Source organism: Plantactinospora mayteni (genome assembly GCF_016862935.1).
GTDB classification, from domain to species: domain Bacteria; phylum Actinomycetota; class Actinomycetes; order Mycobacteriales; family Micromonosporaceae; genus Plantactinospora; species Plantactinospora mayteni.
The window spans coordinates 83,319-99,207 of record NZ_BONX01000038.1 but is presented as its reverse complement, the minus strand read 5'-3'; the positions used below and the strand labels follow the sequence as shown (position 1 = coordinate 99,207).

Annotated in this window: 13 protein-coding genes; 6 read left to right on the top strand and 7 right to left on the bottom strand. The window is 72.5% G+C overall.

Translation table 11 applies throughout. From position 1 onward, the window contains the following. The first annotated feature begins 120 nt into the window (after positions 1-120). Both Pma05_RS27520 and Pma05_RS27515 read left to right on the top strand, forming a co-directional pair. Complete coding sequence (locus tag Pma05_RS27520) at positions 121-2,781, top strand: hypothetical protein (RefSeq protein WP_203860383.1); 2,661 nt, start codon at positions 121-123, stop codon at positions 2,779-2,781. Further along, positions 2,756-3,739 carry a phosphotransferase gene (locus tag Pma05_RS27515; RefSeq protein WP_203860382.1) on the top strand — a complete coding sequence of 328 codons (984 nt, stop codon included), beginning with the start codon at positions 2,756-2,758 and terminating at the stop codon, positions 3,737-3,739. Before Pma05_RS27520 ends, Pma05_RS27515 begins: the two co-directional genes overlap by 26 nt. On the opposite strand, the gene Pma05_RS27510 is transcribed toward Pma05_RS27515, so the two are convergent. Then, on the bottom strand, positions 3,621-4,670 hold the full coding sequence (locus Pma05_RS27510; RefSeq protein WP_203860381.1) for an NAD-dependent epimerase/dehydratase family protein: 1,050 nt from the start codon (positions 4,668-4,670) through the stop codon (positions 3,621-3,623). The two genes, Pma05_RS27515 and Pma05_RS27510, sit on opposite strands and share 119 nt — an antisense overlap. 2 nt (positions 4,671-4,672) lie before the next feature. On the opposite strand from Pma05_RS27510, the gene Pma05_RS43570 reads away from it, so the two are divergent. The 3 genes from Pma05_RS43570 (at position 4,673) to Pma05_RS27500 (ending at position 7,101) form a co-directional block, all read left to right on the top strand. Then, positions 4,673-4,795: a hypothetical protein gene (locus Pma05_RS43570; protein ID WP_275414758.1), complete on the top strand. Its 123-nt coding sequence runs from the start codon at positions 4,673-4,675 to the stop codon at positions 4,793-4,795. Between the two features lie 113 nt (positions 4,796-4,908). After that, positions 4,909-6,084, top strand: coding sequence for a glycosyltransferase (locus Pma05_RS27505; protein WP_203860380.1), 1,176 nt, complete (start codon positions 4,909-4,911; stop codon positions 6,082-6,084). Between the two features lie 147 nt (positions 6,085-6,231). Next, positions 6,232-7,101 (top strand): SIR2 family NAD-dependent protein deacylase, encoded by an 870-nt coding sequence (locus tag Pma05_RS27500; RefSeq protein WP_203860379.1) that lies wholly within the window; start codon positions 6,232-6,234, stop codon positions 7,099-7,101. A gap of 15 nt (positions 7,102-7,116) precedes the next feature. Here the strand turns inward: Pma05_RS27500 and Pma05_RS27495 are convergent, their stop codons facing one another. Further along, positions 7,117-7,596 (bottom strand): hypothetical protein, encoded by a 480-nt coding sequence (locus Pma05_RS27495; protein WP_203860378.1) that lies wholly within the window; start codon positions 7,594-7,596, stop codon positions 7,117-7,119. A 189-nt stretch (positions 7,597-7,785) separates the two neighbouring features. On the opposite strand from Pma05_RS27495, the gene Pma05_RS27490 reads away from it, so the two are divergent. Beyond that, a complete protein-coding gene (locus Pma05_RS27490; RefSeq protein ID WP_203860377.1) occupies positions 7,786-8,586 on the top strand; it encodes an aminoglycoside adenylyltransferase domain-containing protein in 801 nt (266 codons plus the stop codon). Between the two features lie 204 nt (positions 8,587-8,790). Here the strand turns inward: Pma05_RS27490 and Pma05_RS27485 are convergent, their stop codons facing one another. The 5 genes from Pma05_RS27485 to chvE form a co-directional block, all read right to left on the bottom strand. Further along, positions 8,791-10,626, bottom strand: a complete 1,836-nt coding sequence (locus Pma05_RS27485; protein ID WP_203860376.1) for a glycoside hydrolase family 15 protein — start codon at positions 10,624-10,626, stop codon at positions 8,791-8,793. A gap of 199 nt (positions 10,627-10,825) precedes the next feature. After that, positions 10,826-11,302: a hypothetical protein gene (locus Pma05_RS27480; RefSeq protein ID WP_203860375.1), complete on the bottom strand. Its 477-nt coding sequence runs from the start codon at positions 11,300-11,302 to the stop codon at positions 10,826-10,828. Positions 11,303-11,587: 285 nt separating this feature from the next. Continuing rightward, a complete protein-coding gene (gene mmsB / locus Pma05_RS27475; protein WP_203860374.1) occupies positions 11,588-12,850 on the bottom strand; it encodes a multiple monosaccharide ABC transporter permease in 1,263 nt (420 codons plus the stop codon). A gap of 6 nt (positions 12,851-12,856) precedes the next feature. Then, on the bottom strand, positions 12,857-14,473 hold the full coding sequence (gene mmsA / locus Pma05_RS27470) for a multiple monosaccharide ABC transporter ATP-binding protein (protein WP_203860373.1): 1,617 nt from the start codon (positions 14,471-14,473) through the stop codon (positions 12,857-12,859). Positions 14,474-14,646: 173 nt separating this feature from the next. Further along, complete coding sequence (chvE, locus tag Pma05_RS27465; protein ID WP_203860372.1) at positions 14,647-15,774, bottom strand: multiple monosaccharide ABC transporter substrate-binding protein; 1,128 nt, start codon at positions 15,772-15,774, stop codon at positions 14,647-14,649. Positions 15,775-15,889 lie beyond the last annotated feature (115 nt).

Genomic DNA, 15,889 nt, shown 5'->3' with positions numbered 1-15,889 from the left:
GCGAATGTCGACAAGCACTCGCGTCATGCCGCCCTACCTTCCATGGCCTCCCCCGCCCCCACGTCCGCACCGGATCGGTCGATGTCGACAGATGATGTAGCCAGATGATTACATGACGAAGTGGACCTCGACGACTACTTCGTTTTCGGCGCCGCCGGCCCGTACCGCCGCAACGAGGTGTTCACCGACCGGGAGGACTACATCCGGCTCCTGTCGGACCGGGCCCACGGCATGGCGGCCGACCCGCTCTCCACAGCGGATCTGCTCGACTTCAGCCGCCCCGCGCGAAACGTGGTCGTGCTGCACGGTCAGGGCGGCATCGGCAAGACCACACTGGTCAACCAGTTCTGCGCGGAGCTGATCGGGTCGTCCTCGCCCGCTCTGCCGAAGCGCCGGGTGGTGGCCAGTTTCGACTTCGCCGACGGCAGCAACCTCGGCTTCGAGACCGTCGTCCTGCGGGTCCGCGCGGCGCTGGGCAGCCTCGGCCGCCCCTTCACCGCCTTCGACACCGGCCTGTCGGTCTATTGGGAACTCAAGCACCCGGGCGTCAGCCTGACCGACTTCGTCGAACGCAGCGGCTTCCTCGGCCAGGAGGACCGGGAGCAGACCGCGCAGCAGATCGCCGGGGTCGTCGACGAGCTGCTCGGCTCGGTGGCCGTGGTGGAGGTCGGCTACCGAATGGCCACCGGGCTGGTACGCCGGCTGCGGGAGGCCGCGGAGGTACGCCACCTCCAGCGCGAGTTCCCGCCCTTCGGCCTCATCCTCAGGGAGAACGACCCGGACCGGATGCTCGGCTACCTGCCCATCCTGCTCGCCTGGGACATCGAGCGGATCCGGGCCAAACGGCCGGCGCTGGCAGTCTGCCACCTGGACACCTTCGAGGCCGTCCAGGGGCTGCCCCGGGAGAAGGGGCTGCTGGAGGACCTGCTCGCCCGGATGGTCTACCTGATGCCCAACGTGCTGTTCGTGGTGACCAGCCGGCGCCCGCTGCGCTGGCACGACCCGGTCCGCGCGGTCACCCTGACCTACGGCGGCGGTCAGCGCTGGCCACACCTCGCCAGCGCGGACGGGCGCGGCGACCAGCACACCCTCGCCGGGCTCACCCCCGACTACGCCGACACCTTCCTGCGCGAGCGGCTGACGGTGGCCGACGGGACACCGGCGATCGACGAGGCGGTACGCCGACGGATCGTCGACGCCTCGGCGGGCTCCCCGCTCTACCTCGAACTGTCGGTCAGCCAGTACCGCAACGCGGCGCTGCGCGCGGAACGGCCGGACCCGGCCCAGTTCGGCGGCCCGCTGCCCGAACTGGTGCTGCGGATCATGCGCGACCTCTCCCCCGCCGAACGCAACCTGCTGCGCGCCTCGGCACTGCTGGCCGCGTTCGACGCCGACATCCTCCGCGCGGTACTGCCGGACGTGGCGACGGCGACGATCCACCGGTTCCTCACCAACAGCTTCGTCCGGCACGCGGCGGGCACCTGGCCGGAGTACCGGATCCACCAGACCCTCCGGCAGAGCATCAACGCCTGCGACGAGTACACCGACGACGGCTGGGTCGGTGCCGAGCGCGTCGAGCGGGCCGCCCGGGCGACGGCCCGGGTGACCGAGGTCGGCCTGGAGGTCTGGCGACCGGACGACGGCGACACCGTGGTGTCCGCGCAGCGCAGCCAGTGCGCGGTGGCGGCGATGCTGCTGGTCCTACAGGCGGCGGTCGAGCACGGGCTGCTGCCCGACCGGCTGGGGGACCTGACCTACACGCTCAGCCAGCTCGGCCACTGGCAGGTGCTGGCCGCGCTGCCGCCCGCCGACGACGCCGCGCCGGCGCTACGGCGGCTGGTCGAGGCGGCCCGGCTGGCGTCCACCGCGGAGGTCGACGCCCGCCCCCGGTACCAGCGGCTCAAGACGCTGGCACAGGCGCCGTGGCAGCACCCCTACGACGCGTACGTCGCCTACGAGCTCGGCTCGCTTACCCAGTCGACGGGTCACCACGCGGAGGGCGACGGGTTCTTCGCCTCCCTGGAGCAGGCCGGGCCGCTGCTGCGCAGCGCCGGTGCGTGGGGTCGCGCCGGGGTGGCACTGCGGCGCAGCCGGCTGGCCGAGGTGCTCGGGTACGCACCGCCCTCGGCCGGCCAGCCGCTGGAGGACGCCCGGACGTGGGACCTGCTCGGCCACGTCTACCAGCACGGTGGCGACTTCGCCCGGTCGGCCGGCTTCTTCCGGCAGGCCCTCGACCAGGCGCGGGCCACCGGTGCGCCGCTGTGGGGCGCGCGGGCCGCCCGGCATCTGGCGCTGGCCACCATGTGGACCGACCCGGAACTCGCGGTGTCGATGCTGCCGGAGGCCCGCGAACTCAACCAGTCGCTGGGTGACCTGATCGGCCTCGCCCAGTGCGACCTCGCGGCGGCGATCGCGGCAGCCGCCCGGGGCGACTGCGAGGAGGTAGACGACCTGCTCGCCCGGGCCCACCAGTTGACCGAGGAGTCCGGCGTGGTCGGCCAACTGCTGCCGGTCGACGCGATCACGGTACTCGCGGCGCTGGCCACCGACCGGCCCGAGCTGGCCCGTACGGCCGCCGCCGCGCTCGCCGCCGACGCCCGGACCGACCAGTTGGCCCCACCGGTGTGGGCGGCGGTCGCGGGCCTCTGGCTCGGGGACGACGGGCTGCACGACTTCGCGGCGGTCGGCTGGTACGACTCGGCCGAGCTGGCACGGGATCGCTGGCTGCGACCGCTGCACATGCTTCGGGCCGCACGTGGATCGACCGAACCGGGTGGGTGAACGGCAGGTGGGTGAGCGGCAGGCGGGTGAGCGGAGCGCGAGCGTGCCGCCCTGCGGGCCGCTCGACCTGAGCGACGCCGCGACACCGTCCGCCGGCGAGCTGCCGGGCGAGGTCGTCGACGCGCTGGTCCGGGCGGCGGCGCGGAGCCCCGCCTACGACGGTCCGGCGCCGGACGGTACCGGCGGGGCGGTCGTACCGGGCGCCCGTACCCTGATCAAGGTGCAGCACCGCCGGCACGAGATGCTGGCGGTCTGCCTCGGCTACGAGCGGGTACGCGTCGCCGCCGGCATCCCGGCACCCGCACTGCTCGACCACGGTGAGATCCTGGCCGGTGGCGAGCGCCGGTGGTGGACCGTGCTGGAGCGGGTGCCCGGATCACACGGTGCCGCCGGTCCGCTGCTGCCCCGACGACAGCACGCGGTCTGCGCGGCGATGCGCCGCTGGCACGACCACGCGCCGGCATTCGGCCGCCGGCTGGACGCCCCGGGCACCGCCGCGATGTTCTTCGGCGAGATCCGGCTGCGCGATCCGGCCTGCGCGCTGCGCCTGGCGGCAGCACTCGACCAGGCGTGTCACGGTGCGCCGATGACCGCGATCCACGGCGACATGGCGGTCGGGCACAACGTGCTGTTCACCGGTACCCGGCTGCGGGCCGTACTCGACCCGGGCGCCATCCAGGTCGGGCCGCCAATGCTCGACCTGGCCTGGTGCATCGCGGTCGACCTCGGCCTCGGCGGTACCGTCGAGTCGGCGGTCGCCGGTTACGGCGGCGGGGTGGACCACGATCAACTCGACCGACTGCTGCCGTTGATGCTCGCCCGGCGCCGGTTCGACCTGCTCAATCAGCGCCGGTCGACGGCTGCGGAACGGCTGGCGAGACAACTGCGGGCCCGCCGGCCGGAGCTGCTGAGCTGGCTGCCGCCGCCGGACCCGACGCCGCCCGGTACCCACGGCTGACGATCGGATGCCGAGGCTCGACCGCCGCCGTCCGCGCCGTACGCAGCAGTCCCTCGCGGAGCGGAACCGGCCGCCACGCCGGCAGTATCGCGCGGAGCCGGCGGACGTCGGCGACCACTGCCAGGCTGTCCCGCGCCCGGGTACGGGCCGGATCCCGCGCGACCGTGCCGGTCACACCGAGAATCTCCAGGATGGACGCCACCACCTCCTGGCCGGCGGTGCCCCGGCCGGTGCCGATGTTCACCCGGCCGGTGACGTCCCGGGCGAGCAGCGCCACGACCGCGTCGGCGGCGTCCTCGACGTACACGTAGTCACGGATGGTCCGCAGGTCGCCGAGGTGCAGCGCGCCGCCGGCCCGGGCCTGGGCGAGCGCGGTCGGGACCAGATGGTCGGCGGTCGGGCCGGGTCCGTAGAGGTTGAACAGCCGCACCGACAGCGCGGCCACGCCGCGACGGGCGGCCTGCCGGTGCACCATCCGCTCCCCCTCCAGCTTGGTGTGGCCGTAGACGGTGCGCGGGGCGCACCGGGACCGTTCGGAGAGCGGGCCGGTGGAATCGGCGTAGACGGCCGCCGAGGACGCGAACACGAACCGCTGCGGGCGGTGGGCCCGCCAGGCGGCGAGCAGGCTGGCCGTGCCGGCGACGTTCACCCGGGCGGTCTCCTGCGGATCGCGCTCACACTCCGGTATGAAGTGCCGGGCCGCGAGGTGGACCACGGCCCACGGCCGCACGGCGCGGTGCAGCTCGGCCACCGCGTCGGCGTCGCAGACGCTGGTCAGGTGGTGGACCACCCCGGCGTCGTCGGCGAACGCGTGCAGCCGACGCAGCGTACCGGCGCTGCCGTCGTCGAGGACGGCCACCGACTGGCCGGCGGCGCGCAGCCGCCGGACCACGGCAATGCCCAGAAACCCCGCTCCGCCGGTGACGAGCACTGGTGAGTCGGTGGCGAGTGCTGGCGAGCCGGTCGCGGGCGCTGGTGAGTCGATCGCGGGCGCTGGTGAGCCGGTGGCGGGTGCTGGTGAGCCGGCCGGCCGACGAGTTCCTTGACCTCCCGTAGCCGATGGGCCGGTGGCGGACGCTGGTGGGCCGGTGGCGGGCACCGCGCGGGGTGTGGTGGCGCGGCCGGGCTTCATGCCATGGAAGGATAGGTGGCGATGCATTGTCCGCACCATGTCCAGTGAGGTGGCAGCGGTGATCCGGGTGCTGGTGGACGGACGGATCGACGCTCCCGACGGCATCGGGCGCTACACCCGCTGCACCGTCGCGGCGGTGCGCTCCGCGGGTGGGATCAGGCTCGACGTCCTGACGCCGACCGGGACGCCACGGTACGGCGCGGCCGAGGCGGACGAGCTGCTCGACGCCGCCCGCCGGGTCGGTGCCGACGTGGTCCACCTGTTCGACTACCGGATTCCGTGGCCCGACCCCGGCATCCCGCTGGTGGTGACCGTGCACGACGTCGTCCGGCTGCTCGATCCCGGCCTCTGCTATTCGGACGCCGCGTTCGCCGCGCGGTTCGGTGCCGCCGACCTGGCGGCGATGCGCCGGGCGGTGGCGGAGCTGCGCGTACTGACCCCGCCGGCGTCGGCCGCCCGTGCACACCCCGCCTCCGTGCACGAGGAGTACTACGGGCGGATGATGGCGCACCTCGCGGCGACCGCGTCCCGGATCGTCGTACCGACGGAGACGGTCGCCGGGCAGTTCCGCACCGCCGTCCGGGCGGACGCGCCGCTGCGGGTCAGCTCGTGGGGCAGCGACCATCTGCTCGCCGCGCCGGTACCACCTGACGGGGCGGCACCCCCGCCGCACGAGTTCGTCCTCTATGTCGGGCTGGCCAGGGCACACAAGCGGATCGGCGCCGTGCTGGACGCGTACGCGCGGACGGCCAGCCGGCGTCGCGGAGTCCGACTGGTGCTGGTCGGCGGCGACTTCGCGCCCGGCGGTCCCGGCACCGCGCTGGTCGCCGACCACCCGGTGGCCGCGGACGCGGTCCTGCTCGGCGCGGTCGACGACAGTATGTTGCAGGCGCTGTACCTGCGGGCCGGCGCCGTGGTCAGTCTCTCGGCGAGCGAGGGCTTCGGGTTTCCGCCGTTGGAGGCGCTGGCCGCCGGGGCGCCCGTGGTCGCCGCCGACATCCCCACCTACCGCGAGCTGCTCGGCGCCGCGGCGCGGTTGGTCGACCCGGACGACTTGGACGCTACCGCCCGAGCGATCGACGAATCGGTTGCCGCCGGGCCACCTCCGGCGGCGGCGGGTGTCACTCCGCGCCCGTGGGGGGCGCACGGCCGGGCACTGGTCGAGCTATACCGGGAGGCGGTACAGGACCGGGCACGGCGGCGGCGGAGTTAGTCGGCAAGGGCGTGCCGGGTTGACGCTGACGGGTCGCGATCCGGTTTGGCTGGTGGTGGCGGCGACATCTCCGGTACGTGGTGTGGCCCGGCACCGGGACGTCGGCGGCCTCGCCGGCCGGAACGCGATGGTGGCAGGATCTCCCGGATGGAGCAGGTTCTGCCGCCCGATGCCGCCGCAGTACTCGGCCAGGCTCGTCGGGTCGTCGTCTTCACCGGTGCCGGGATCTCGGCCGAAAGCGGCGTGCCGACCTTCCGGGACGATCTCACCGGGCTGTGGGCCCGCTTCGACGCGCTGCAACTCGCCACCCCGGAGGCGTTCCACGCCGACCCTGACCTGGTCTGGGGCTGGTACGAGTGGCGGCGCGCCCGGGTACGCCGGGCCGAGCCCAATCCCGGACACCTCGCCACGGCCGCCATCGAGGCCCTGCTCCCAGGCACCGTGGTCATCACCCAGAACGTCGACGACCTGCACGAGCGGGCCGGCTCCCGATCCCCCGTCCACCTGCACGGCAGCCTCTTCGCTCCCCGCTGCGTCGCCGAGGCCGCCCACCCGGCACCCCTGCCGGAGACGGTCGCCAAGCCCGCCCGCCCGGCTACGCTGCCTGTGACGATCGCCAGTGCCGACCACCCGGCTGCGCTGCCGGAGACGGTGGACGGCGAGACCGCCGATCCTGGCGAGGGCGGCCGGGTGCCACCGCCTCGGTGCACGCGCTGCGGAGCACTCGTCCGACCCGGCGTCGTGTGGTTCGGCGAGGCACTGCCCGAGGCGGCGTTGACCACGGCGGTCGAAGCCGCTGCCGGCTGCGACGTACTGCTGACGGTCGGCACCTCCGGGGTCGTCTATCCCGCCGCCGAGATCCCCCGGATCGCGGCCCGCTCCGGTGCCACCGTGATCCAGGTCAACCCGGAACCGACACCGCTCGACCGGGTCTGCGCGATCAACCTGCGTGGAACCGCGGCTCAGGTGCTCCCCGCCCTGGTCGCGGCCGTACGGGACGGCAGCGGGACGAGGTGATCCGGCGCGCCCGCGTCACATGACGTACGTGAGGCTGATCCAGAAGACGAGTGCGGAGGCGGCGAGCAGCCCGCCGAGGGTGGTCGCCATGAGTACCAGCGCCGGGGCGATCCGGATCCGGACCCGCAGCAGCAGGTACACGCCGACGGCGGCGATGAAGGCGATCACGGCGAGGTAGACGACGAGCAGGAAACTCGCGGTGACCACGGCAGCCGCGCCGGCGGCGGCGACCCCGGCCCGACGTGGGCCGAGGTCGCGCAGGAAGACCGGATAGGCGACACCGGCGGCGAAGACCGCGACGAAACCCACCACGGCCGGGAGAGCGAGCGTGGCGAGGTAGAGCATCAGCAGGAAGCTCGCGGTGATACCGATCGTCACGCCGACGGCGGCCCCGACGGCGCGACGCGGACCGAGATCGCGGAGAAGCACCAGGTAGGCGACGGCGCCGGCGCAGACGGCCGTGCCGCCGATGAGGATCGCGAGGGACGAGTCCACGGTCTTCCTTCTGGTCTGGGAACGAACGGTCGTCGGACGCCAGGAATCGTATGCAGGTCGTGCACTCGCGGAGGTCCCGGTCGGGTCGTACCGCCGGAGGCCGAGGTCGACGCCCGTGCGGGTGAGGTGGGTCGGTTCGGGCGGCGGGGCGCGGGCGGGGTGCCTTCGCCGGCATGGCAAGGTGTCGCGGTGACATCGACCCTTCCGCCCGACGAGCGCGGATATCTGGCCGGGGTACTGGACCGGCTGCGCGCCATTCTCGGGGACGCGCTCCTCGGCGTCTATCCGACCGGATCCCTGGCGCTCGACGGCTATTCGCCGGGGCGCAGCGACATCGACCTGATCGCCGTGGTCGAGCGCGCCGGTCCGGCGGTATTGCAGGCGCTCGCCGCCGAGCTGTCCCACGACGCGCTGCGCTGCCCCGCCACCGGCCTGGAGTTCGTGCTGTACGAGCGGTCGGTGGTGGCCGACGCCGGCACCGGAGCCGGCTTCGCCCTCAACCTCAACACCGGACGGGCGTTGCCGCCGAAGGTCGGCTTCGGAGCAAGCCCGGACGAGGCGGTGTTCTGGTACCCGATCGACCGGTCGATCAGCAGTCAGCAGGGCGTCGCGCTGCTCGGCCCGCCACCCGCGACGTTGCTGGCGCCGGTACCCTTCGCCACGCTGCTGCCGGTGGTGGTCGAGTCGGTCGAGGCACGCCTGCACGCCGATCTCGACCTCGGCGACAACGCGGTGCTCAACGGCTGCCGCTCGCTGCGGTACGCCGCCCAACGCCGGTGGTACCCGAAGCGGCCGGCGGCGGAGTGGGCGACCCGGGCCGCGCCGGAGTTCGGTCCGCTGATCCACGCGGCACTGCGCGGCTACGCCCAGGGCCGGGCGGCCGGCGACACCGTGGACGATGCCGAGGTGCACGCCTTTCTCACCTTCGTCCTCGACCGGCTCGGCCAGCACCGCCCCGCCGCGACCGCAGGTAGTCGACACGGCGGTTAGCCTCTGCCCCGCCCGCCGAGATGCCCGCCGGGCGGCACCCCCACCGACCAACGCCGACCGGACCTGCCAGCGGTGCCCGGCACCCGGACCGCACCGACCGGGGAGGCAAGCGGTGCCGGCCACCCGGACGGCACAGACCGGGCCGGCGAGCGGAGCCCGGCTTGGGTCGGCGCGGACCGGGCCGGACCGGCGAGCGATGCGGGGCTACCCGGCGGGTGCCGACCTGAGCGCGAGTGCGGCCTGGACGAGCGCGGCGTGGGTCAGGGTCTGCGGATAGTTGCCGAGGTGGGCACCGGTGGCCGGGTCCATCTCCTCCGCGTAGAGGCCCACCGGACTCGCCAGGTCGAGGAGTGCCTGGAACAACTCGACCGCCTCGGCCCGCCGTCCGGTGGCGGCCAGGGCCTGGGTCAGCCAGAACGAGCAGGGCAGGAAGGCCGCTTCGGAGCCGGGTAGGCCGTCGCGGCCGGGCGGGTAGCGGTAGAGCAGCGGGCCGCCCGCGCCCAGGTCGCTCCGGATGGCCTCGATGGTGCCCCCGACCCGGGGCGAGTCGGCGTCCTCAATGCCGAGCAGCGGCAGTACCAGCAGCGCCGCGTCGACTTCCCGGGAGCCGTAGCCGCGGACGTAGGTCGACCGCTCCGGGTCGACCCCGTGCACCCGTACGTCGTCGGCGATCGCCTGACGGGCGTCCCGCCAGCGCTGCCGCTGCCGGTCCGGAAGCGGATGGGTCTGGGCTATCCGCAGCGCCCGGTCCAGGGCGAGCCAGCCCATCAGCTTGGAGTGCACCTGGTGGGTGGCGTGGCGCAGCTCCCAGATGCCGGCGTCGGGTTCCCGCCATCGCCGGGCGACCACGTCGGCGAAGCCGCGTACGGTCCGCCAGGTCTCCGTGTCGAGGCGGTGTCCGGCACTCGCGTACACCCAGACGGCGTCGACGACCCAGCCATAGCCGTCGAGCTGGTGCTGCTCGGCGGCGCCGTTGCCGAGGCGTACCGGGGTGCTGCCGGCGTAGCCGGGCCAGCTGTCGACCCGCCGCTCCGCCGGTACCCGCAGACCGTCCAGGGTGAACAGTGCCGGTAGCCGAGGGCGCTGTAACCGGCTGGCCCGCAACAGCCAGGCGAGGAAGCCACGGGCCTGGTCGGGCTTGCCGACACCGAGGAAGGCGGCGACACCGATGCTGGCGTCGCGGGGCCAGACGTAGCGGTAGTCCCAGTTCCGTACGCCGCCCGGCTGCTCCGGCAGCGAGGTGGTCGGCGCGGCGACCGGAGCCTGCGACGGCGAGTACGTCAACAGCCGCAACGTGAGCAGGCTGCGCGCCACCTCGTCCCGGAACGGCAGTTCGGGGTCGACCTCGGCGATCCAGGTCCGCCAGTGCGCCTCGTCGGCGCGCAGGAGTTCCCAGGCCGCGTCCGGATCGACGTACAGCAGTGGTTCGCGGTGGGCCATGGCCAGCACGAAGGTGACCGGCCGGCCCGGGTGGACGGTCATCGGGGCGGGTCGGCCGGGTTCGACGGCCACCCCGGGAGTGCAGGTCAGCGACACCGCGAGCGAGCCCCATTCGCAGACGAGCGGCGGCCGTCGGCGGCGGACCCGGGGCGGCCGGTACCCGGTCCCGAGCCGGGGGTCGAACTCGACCACGGCCTCGACCGGACCTCCGTCGGCGCGCAGGCGTCGGACCAGCAGGGTCGCCGGCAGCAGCCGGCCGGTGATCTCGGCGACCATCCCCTCGGTGAGGGTGAGGCGCCGGTCGCCGACCGCCCAGGTCGTCCGCAGGGTCGCCGTGTGCCGCCGGTACCGCCGCTCGACCACCTCGGCCGGCCGGGCCGGGCCGATCCGGTACGTGCCCGCTCCCGGGCCGCCGACGAGCCGGCCGAACAGGGACGCGCCGTCGAAGCGGGGTACGCACATCCAGTCGATCGCACCGGCGCTGGAGACCAGGGCGGCCGTGCGGGTGTCCCCGAGCAGCCCGTAGTCCGCGATCGGCGGCAGTACCGGGCCGACGGCCGGCGATCGGTCCTCCGCCGCGGAGGGCGGCTCGCGGGTCACCGCGACCTCCTCCGGCGCCCCACCCGGGACCCGTCGGCCCAGCACGCCGCTACACCGACGCGGAGTGCTGCCCGGTGCGACGCTGCGCCGACGCGGAGTGGTGCCCGGTCGGCCCGGTGCGCCGCTACGCCGACGCTGAGTGCCGCCCGGTGCGACGACGCGCTGACGGGGTGTGCCGCCCTGTCGGCGGCGTCCCGGCTCAGCGGGCCTGTAGGAGTAGTCCGAGGACCGTCCCGTAGAGGATGTGCACGGCCACGGTGACCAGCGGAGTCTGCACGCCGTAGTTGAGCGCCAGCAGGCCCGGCGGCTCCAGCACCGCCGTACTGGCCGGGCCGGCCCGGGCCGACGCCATCCGGGGGTGTACGCCCGGCAGCAGCGGCAGCAGCACCGTCAGCGAGATGCCGACGTGCAGTACGCCGAGCAACGCGCCGAGCCACCAGGTGGCCCGGCCCAGCAGGGCGAACGTCGCGGCGTAGCCGAGCGCGAATCCCTGGCCGGCCAGCAGGTGGATGAGGAAGCCGGCGATCCGGGCCCGGTCCGGGTCCTCGGTGACCAGGGTGCCGAGGATCAGCGGCAGGTCGACCCGGGTGAGCCCGGCGAGCTGCGCCGTGATCATCGCCGCGGTGAGCGCGGCGGTGGCGACCACCCCGAACAGTGCCCATCCCGCCCAGTCCATCTCAGCCGGGGCGTCCCGGCGTGGGCCCGCTCCCCCGGGCACGTCCCGGATCGGCCACCGGACCGCCTCCCGACCTCCGAGTGGATCGCGGCGTCGGGCCGGCCCGGCTCCGACCTGACCGCGATCCTGATGGTTCGTCCTGATTTCCACCGTAGGCGCCCCAGCCGTCGGATGCCGTGCGGCTCGCCGACGTGGATCGCGCCCGCCGAGGGCGCCGTCGGGAAAGTCCGGCCGGTCGGCCCACCGTCAGCGGGGCGACCGGCCGGTACCACTACCGGACGACCACTACCGGGACGCTCCGGCGCGCCGCTTGGTCCAGACGTCGAAGGCCACCGCCGCGAGCAGTACCGCGCCCTTGACCAGCATCACCCGTTCGCTCGGCGCACCCATCAGCGACATGCCGTTGTTGATGACGCCCATGATCAGGCCGCCGGTGATCGCCCCGACCACCTTGCCGACGCCGCCCTGCACCGCCGCACCGCCGATGAACGCCGCCGCGATGGCGTCGAGTTCGAACGCGTTTCCGGCGGTCGGCCCGGCCTGGTTGAGCCGGCCGGCGAAGATGATCCCGGCGAGCGCGGCCAGTACGCCCATGTTGACGAAGATCCAGAAGATCACCGACTTGACCTTGACGCCGCTCAGGGTCGCGGCCTGGAGGTTGCCGCCGACGGCGTAGATCTGCCGGCCGAAGACGGCCCGGTTGGTCAGCAGCGAGTACGCCAGGATCAGCCCCGCGAGCAGGATCAGCACCCAGGGCAGGTTCTTGAACCGGGCCAACTGCACGACCACCGTCATCACCACCACGCCGGCCAGGGCGAGCTTCAGGACGAACAGCGGCAGCGGCTCGACGCTCTGCTGGTAGCCGAGCCGGGCCACCCGGCTACGCCACTGCACCACCACGATGCCGGCCATCGCGGCGATCCCGACCAGCAGGCTGAACAGGTCGGCCCCGCCCAGCGGACCGAGCCCGACGTTGCCCAGGTAACCCTCGGTGAAGCCGTTGGCGAGGGTACGCACCGGGTCCGGGAACGGGCCGATGCCCTGGTTGCCGAGGACGGTCAGGGTGAGCGCCCGGAACAGCAGCATGCCGGCCAGGGTCACGATGAACGCGGGGATGCCGAAGTAGGCGATCCAGAATCCCTGCCAGGCACCGATCAGCCCGCCGACGACGAGGGTGATCAGCAGGGCCAGCGGCCACGGTACGTCCTGTTCGACCATCAGTACCGCCGCGATGGCCCCGGTGACCGCCACCACCGAGCCGGCGGAGAGGTCGATGTGCCCGGCGATGATGATCAGGATCATGCCGATCGCCAGGATCAGCACGTACGAGTTCTGCACCACGATGTTGGAGATGTTCTGCGGCTGGAGCAGTGCCCCGTCGGTCAGTACCGAGAAGAGCAGCACGATCAGCGCGAAGGCGACGTAGATGCCGCTCTGCCGCAGGTTGATCGAGAGGCGGCGGCCGGACCCGCCGGCCGGGGCGGAGGGTTCACCGGGACCGGGCCCGCTCACCGCGACGTCGGCGTTGGTGGGTGCGGTGGCGCTCATCGAGGTCTACTCCTGTCCGTTCGTCGGGTCGCTCGGCCGGCCGGAGCCGTCCGCCGGGCCGGGGTCGTCCGAGGTGGTGCGGGCGTCGCCGTGATCGGCCTGGCCATTGGTCATGTACCGCATCAGGTGTTCCTGGGTCGCCTCCGCGCGCGGCACCTCGGCGGTGACCCGACCGGCGGAGAGGGTGTAGATGCGGTCGCAGAGGCCGAGCAGTTCGGGCAGCTCCGACGAGATGACCAGGATGGCCTTACCCTCGTCGGCGAGCCGGTTGACGATCGAGTAGATCTCGTACTTGGCGCCGACGTCGATGCCCCGGGTCGGCTCGTCGAGGATCAGCACGTCCGGGTTGGTGAAGATCCACTTTGACAGTACGACCTTCTGCTGGTTGCCGCCGCTGAGCTTGCCGGTCACGCTCAACACGCTCGGCGCCTTGATGTTCATGCTGGCCCGGTATTCGTCGGCGACCTGGTATTCCCGGTGGTCGTCGACCCAGCCGCGCCGGGCCAGCCGGGTCAGGCCGGCGGCCGAGATGTTCCGCTTGATGTCCTCGATCAGGTTGAGGCCGTACCGCTTGCGGTCCTCGGTCGCGTACGCGATGCCGTGCCGGATCGCGTCCCGCACCGACCGTACGCTGATCTCCCGCCCGTCCTTGACCAGCCGGCCGGAGATGTTCGTCCCGTACGAGCGCCCGAAGACGCTCATCGCCAGCTCGGTACGGCCGGCGCCCATCAGCCCGGCCAGCCCGACGATCTCGCCGCGCCGCAGCGTGAGGTTGGCCTTCGACACCACCACCCGACCGTGCTGGCTGGGGCTGTGCACCGTCCAGTCCTCGATCCGCAGCACCTCGCTGCCGATTCGCGGCTCGCGCGGCGGGAACCGGTGGTCGAGGTCCCGGCCGACCATCCCGGAGATGATCCGGTCCTCGGTCACCTCGTCGGAGGTAGGGTCCAGGGTCTCGATCGTCCGGCCGTCCCGCAGGATGGTGATCCGGTCGGCGATCGCGGCGATCTCGTTCAGCTTGTGCGAGATGATCACGCAGGTGATGCCCTGGTCGCGCAGGCCGCGCAGCAGGTCGAGCAGGTGCGCCGAGTCCCGGTCGTTGAGCGCCGCGGTGGGCTCGTCGAGGATGAGCAGCCGGACCCGCTTGGAGAGCGCCTTGGCGATCTCGACGAGTTGCTGCTTGCCGACCCCGATGTCGCTGACCTGGGTCACCGGGTTCTCGTGCAGCCCGACCCGGGCGAGCAGCTCACCGGCCTCGTGATTGGTCCGGTTCCAGTCGATCAGGCCACGGCTGGCCCGCTCGTTGCCGAGGAAGATGTTCTCGGCGATCGAGAGCTGCGGGCAGAGCGCCAACTCCTGGTGGATGATGACGATCCCACGCCGCTCGCTGTCCCGGATGTCGGAGAACTCGCAGGGCTCGCCGTCGAAGGAGATCTCCCCGGAGTACGAGCCGTGCGGGTAGACCCCGGAGAGCACCTTCATCAGGGTGGACTTGCCGGCGCCGTTCTCGCCGCAGATCCCGTGGATCTCACCCTGCCGCACCGAGAGGCTGACCTCCTGGAGCGCGCGTACCCCGGGAAAGGTCTTGGTGATGTCCCGCATCCGCAGAATGTCGTCGGTCATCAAGAGCCGCCCGGGAAACCCCTGGCTTCGGCCATGGGGAGGAGTGGGCGGTCAGGCGTGGCGTTGGTTTCCGACATGGCGTCGACTCCAGGGGTCGGTGGGTGTGCATGTGTTACTGCCACGGGCGCGGCGGCCGCACCGGGGGATCACCCCGGGCGACCGCCGCGACCGTACTACTGGATCTGCTCCGGCTTGTAGTACCCGGTGTCGATCAGCGTCGCCTTGTAGTTGGCCTTGTTGACGATCACCGGATCGAGCAGGAAGGACGGCACGACCTTGTTGCCGTTCTCATAGTCCTTCTCGTTGTTGACCTCGGGCTTGCTCCCCTTGAGTACCGCGTCGGCCATCTTGACCGCCACCTCGGCGAGCTGCCGGGTGTCCTTGTAGATGGTCGAGTACTGCTCACCGGCGATGATGGACTTCACCGAGGCCACCTCGGCGTCCTGCCCGGTCACGATCGGGTACGGCTGTCCGGCCGCACCGTAGCCGTTGCTCTTCAGTGCCGACAGGATGCCGATCGACAGCCCGTCGTACGGCGAGAGCACGCCGTTCACCTTCGTGCCGCTGCCGTACGTCTTGGTCAGCAGGTCCTCCATCCGGCGCTGTGCCGTACCGGGATCCCAGCGCAGGATCGCGACGGTCTTGAAGTCCGTCTGCCCGCTCTTGACCACCAGGGTGCCCTTGTCGATGTACGGCTGGAGCACCGACATCGCGCCGTTGAAGAAGAAGGTGGCGTTGTTGTCGTCCGGCGAGCCGGCGAACAGCTCGACGTTGAATGGTCCCTTGGCGGTGCCGTCGCTGCCGTCCTCGTTCTTCAGCTTCAGCCCGACCAGCAGCGAGGTCGCCTGCTGCACCCCGACCTTGAAGTTGTCGAAGGTGGCGTAGTAGTCGACGTTCGGGCTGTTCCGGATCAACCGGTCGTACGCGATGACCGGGATCTTGTTGTCCGCCGCGTTCTGCAACTGGGTGGTGATGGCGGTGCCGTCGATCGAGGCGATGATCAGCACCTTGGCGCCCTTGGTGATCTGGTTCTCGATCTGGTTCACCTGGGCCGGGATGTCGTTCTCGGCGTACTGGAGGTCGACGGTGTAGCCGAGCTTCTCCAGGCCCGCCTTGACGTTGTCACCATCGTGGATCCACCGCTCGGAGGACTTCGTCGGCATGGTGACCCCGACGAGCGCCCCGGCGTTGTCGCCGGAGCCGGCCTCCTGGTCCACGGTCTTGGTACTCGATCCGCACGCGCTGAGCGCGACGGCGAGCGTGGCGGCGCTGGCCACCGCCGCGAGCCGGACGAATTTCATCTGGTCCTCCATCTCCTGGTACGGCCTGCGGGTCCCCGGTCCGCCGCCGGCCCGGGTCACGGGACGGTCGGCGGACCGGTGAGGTGCCGGTGTCGGGCCCGCCCGGGCGACGTGC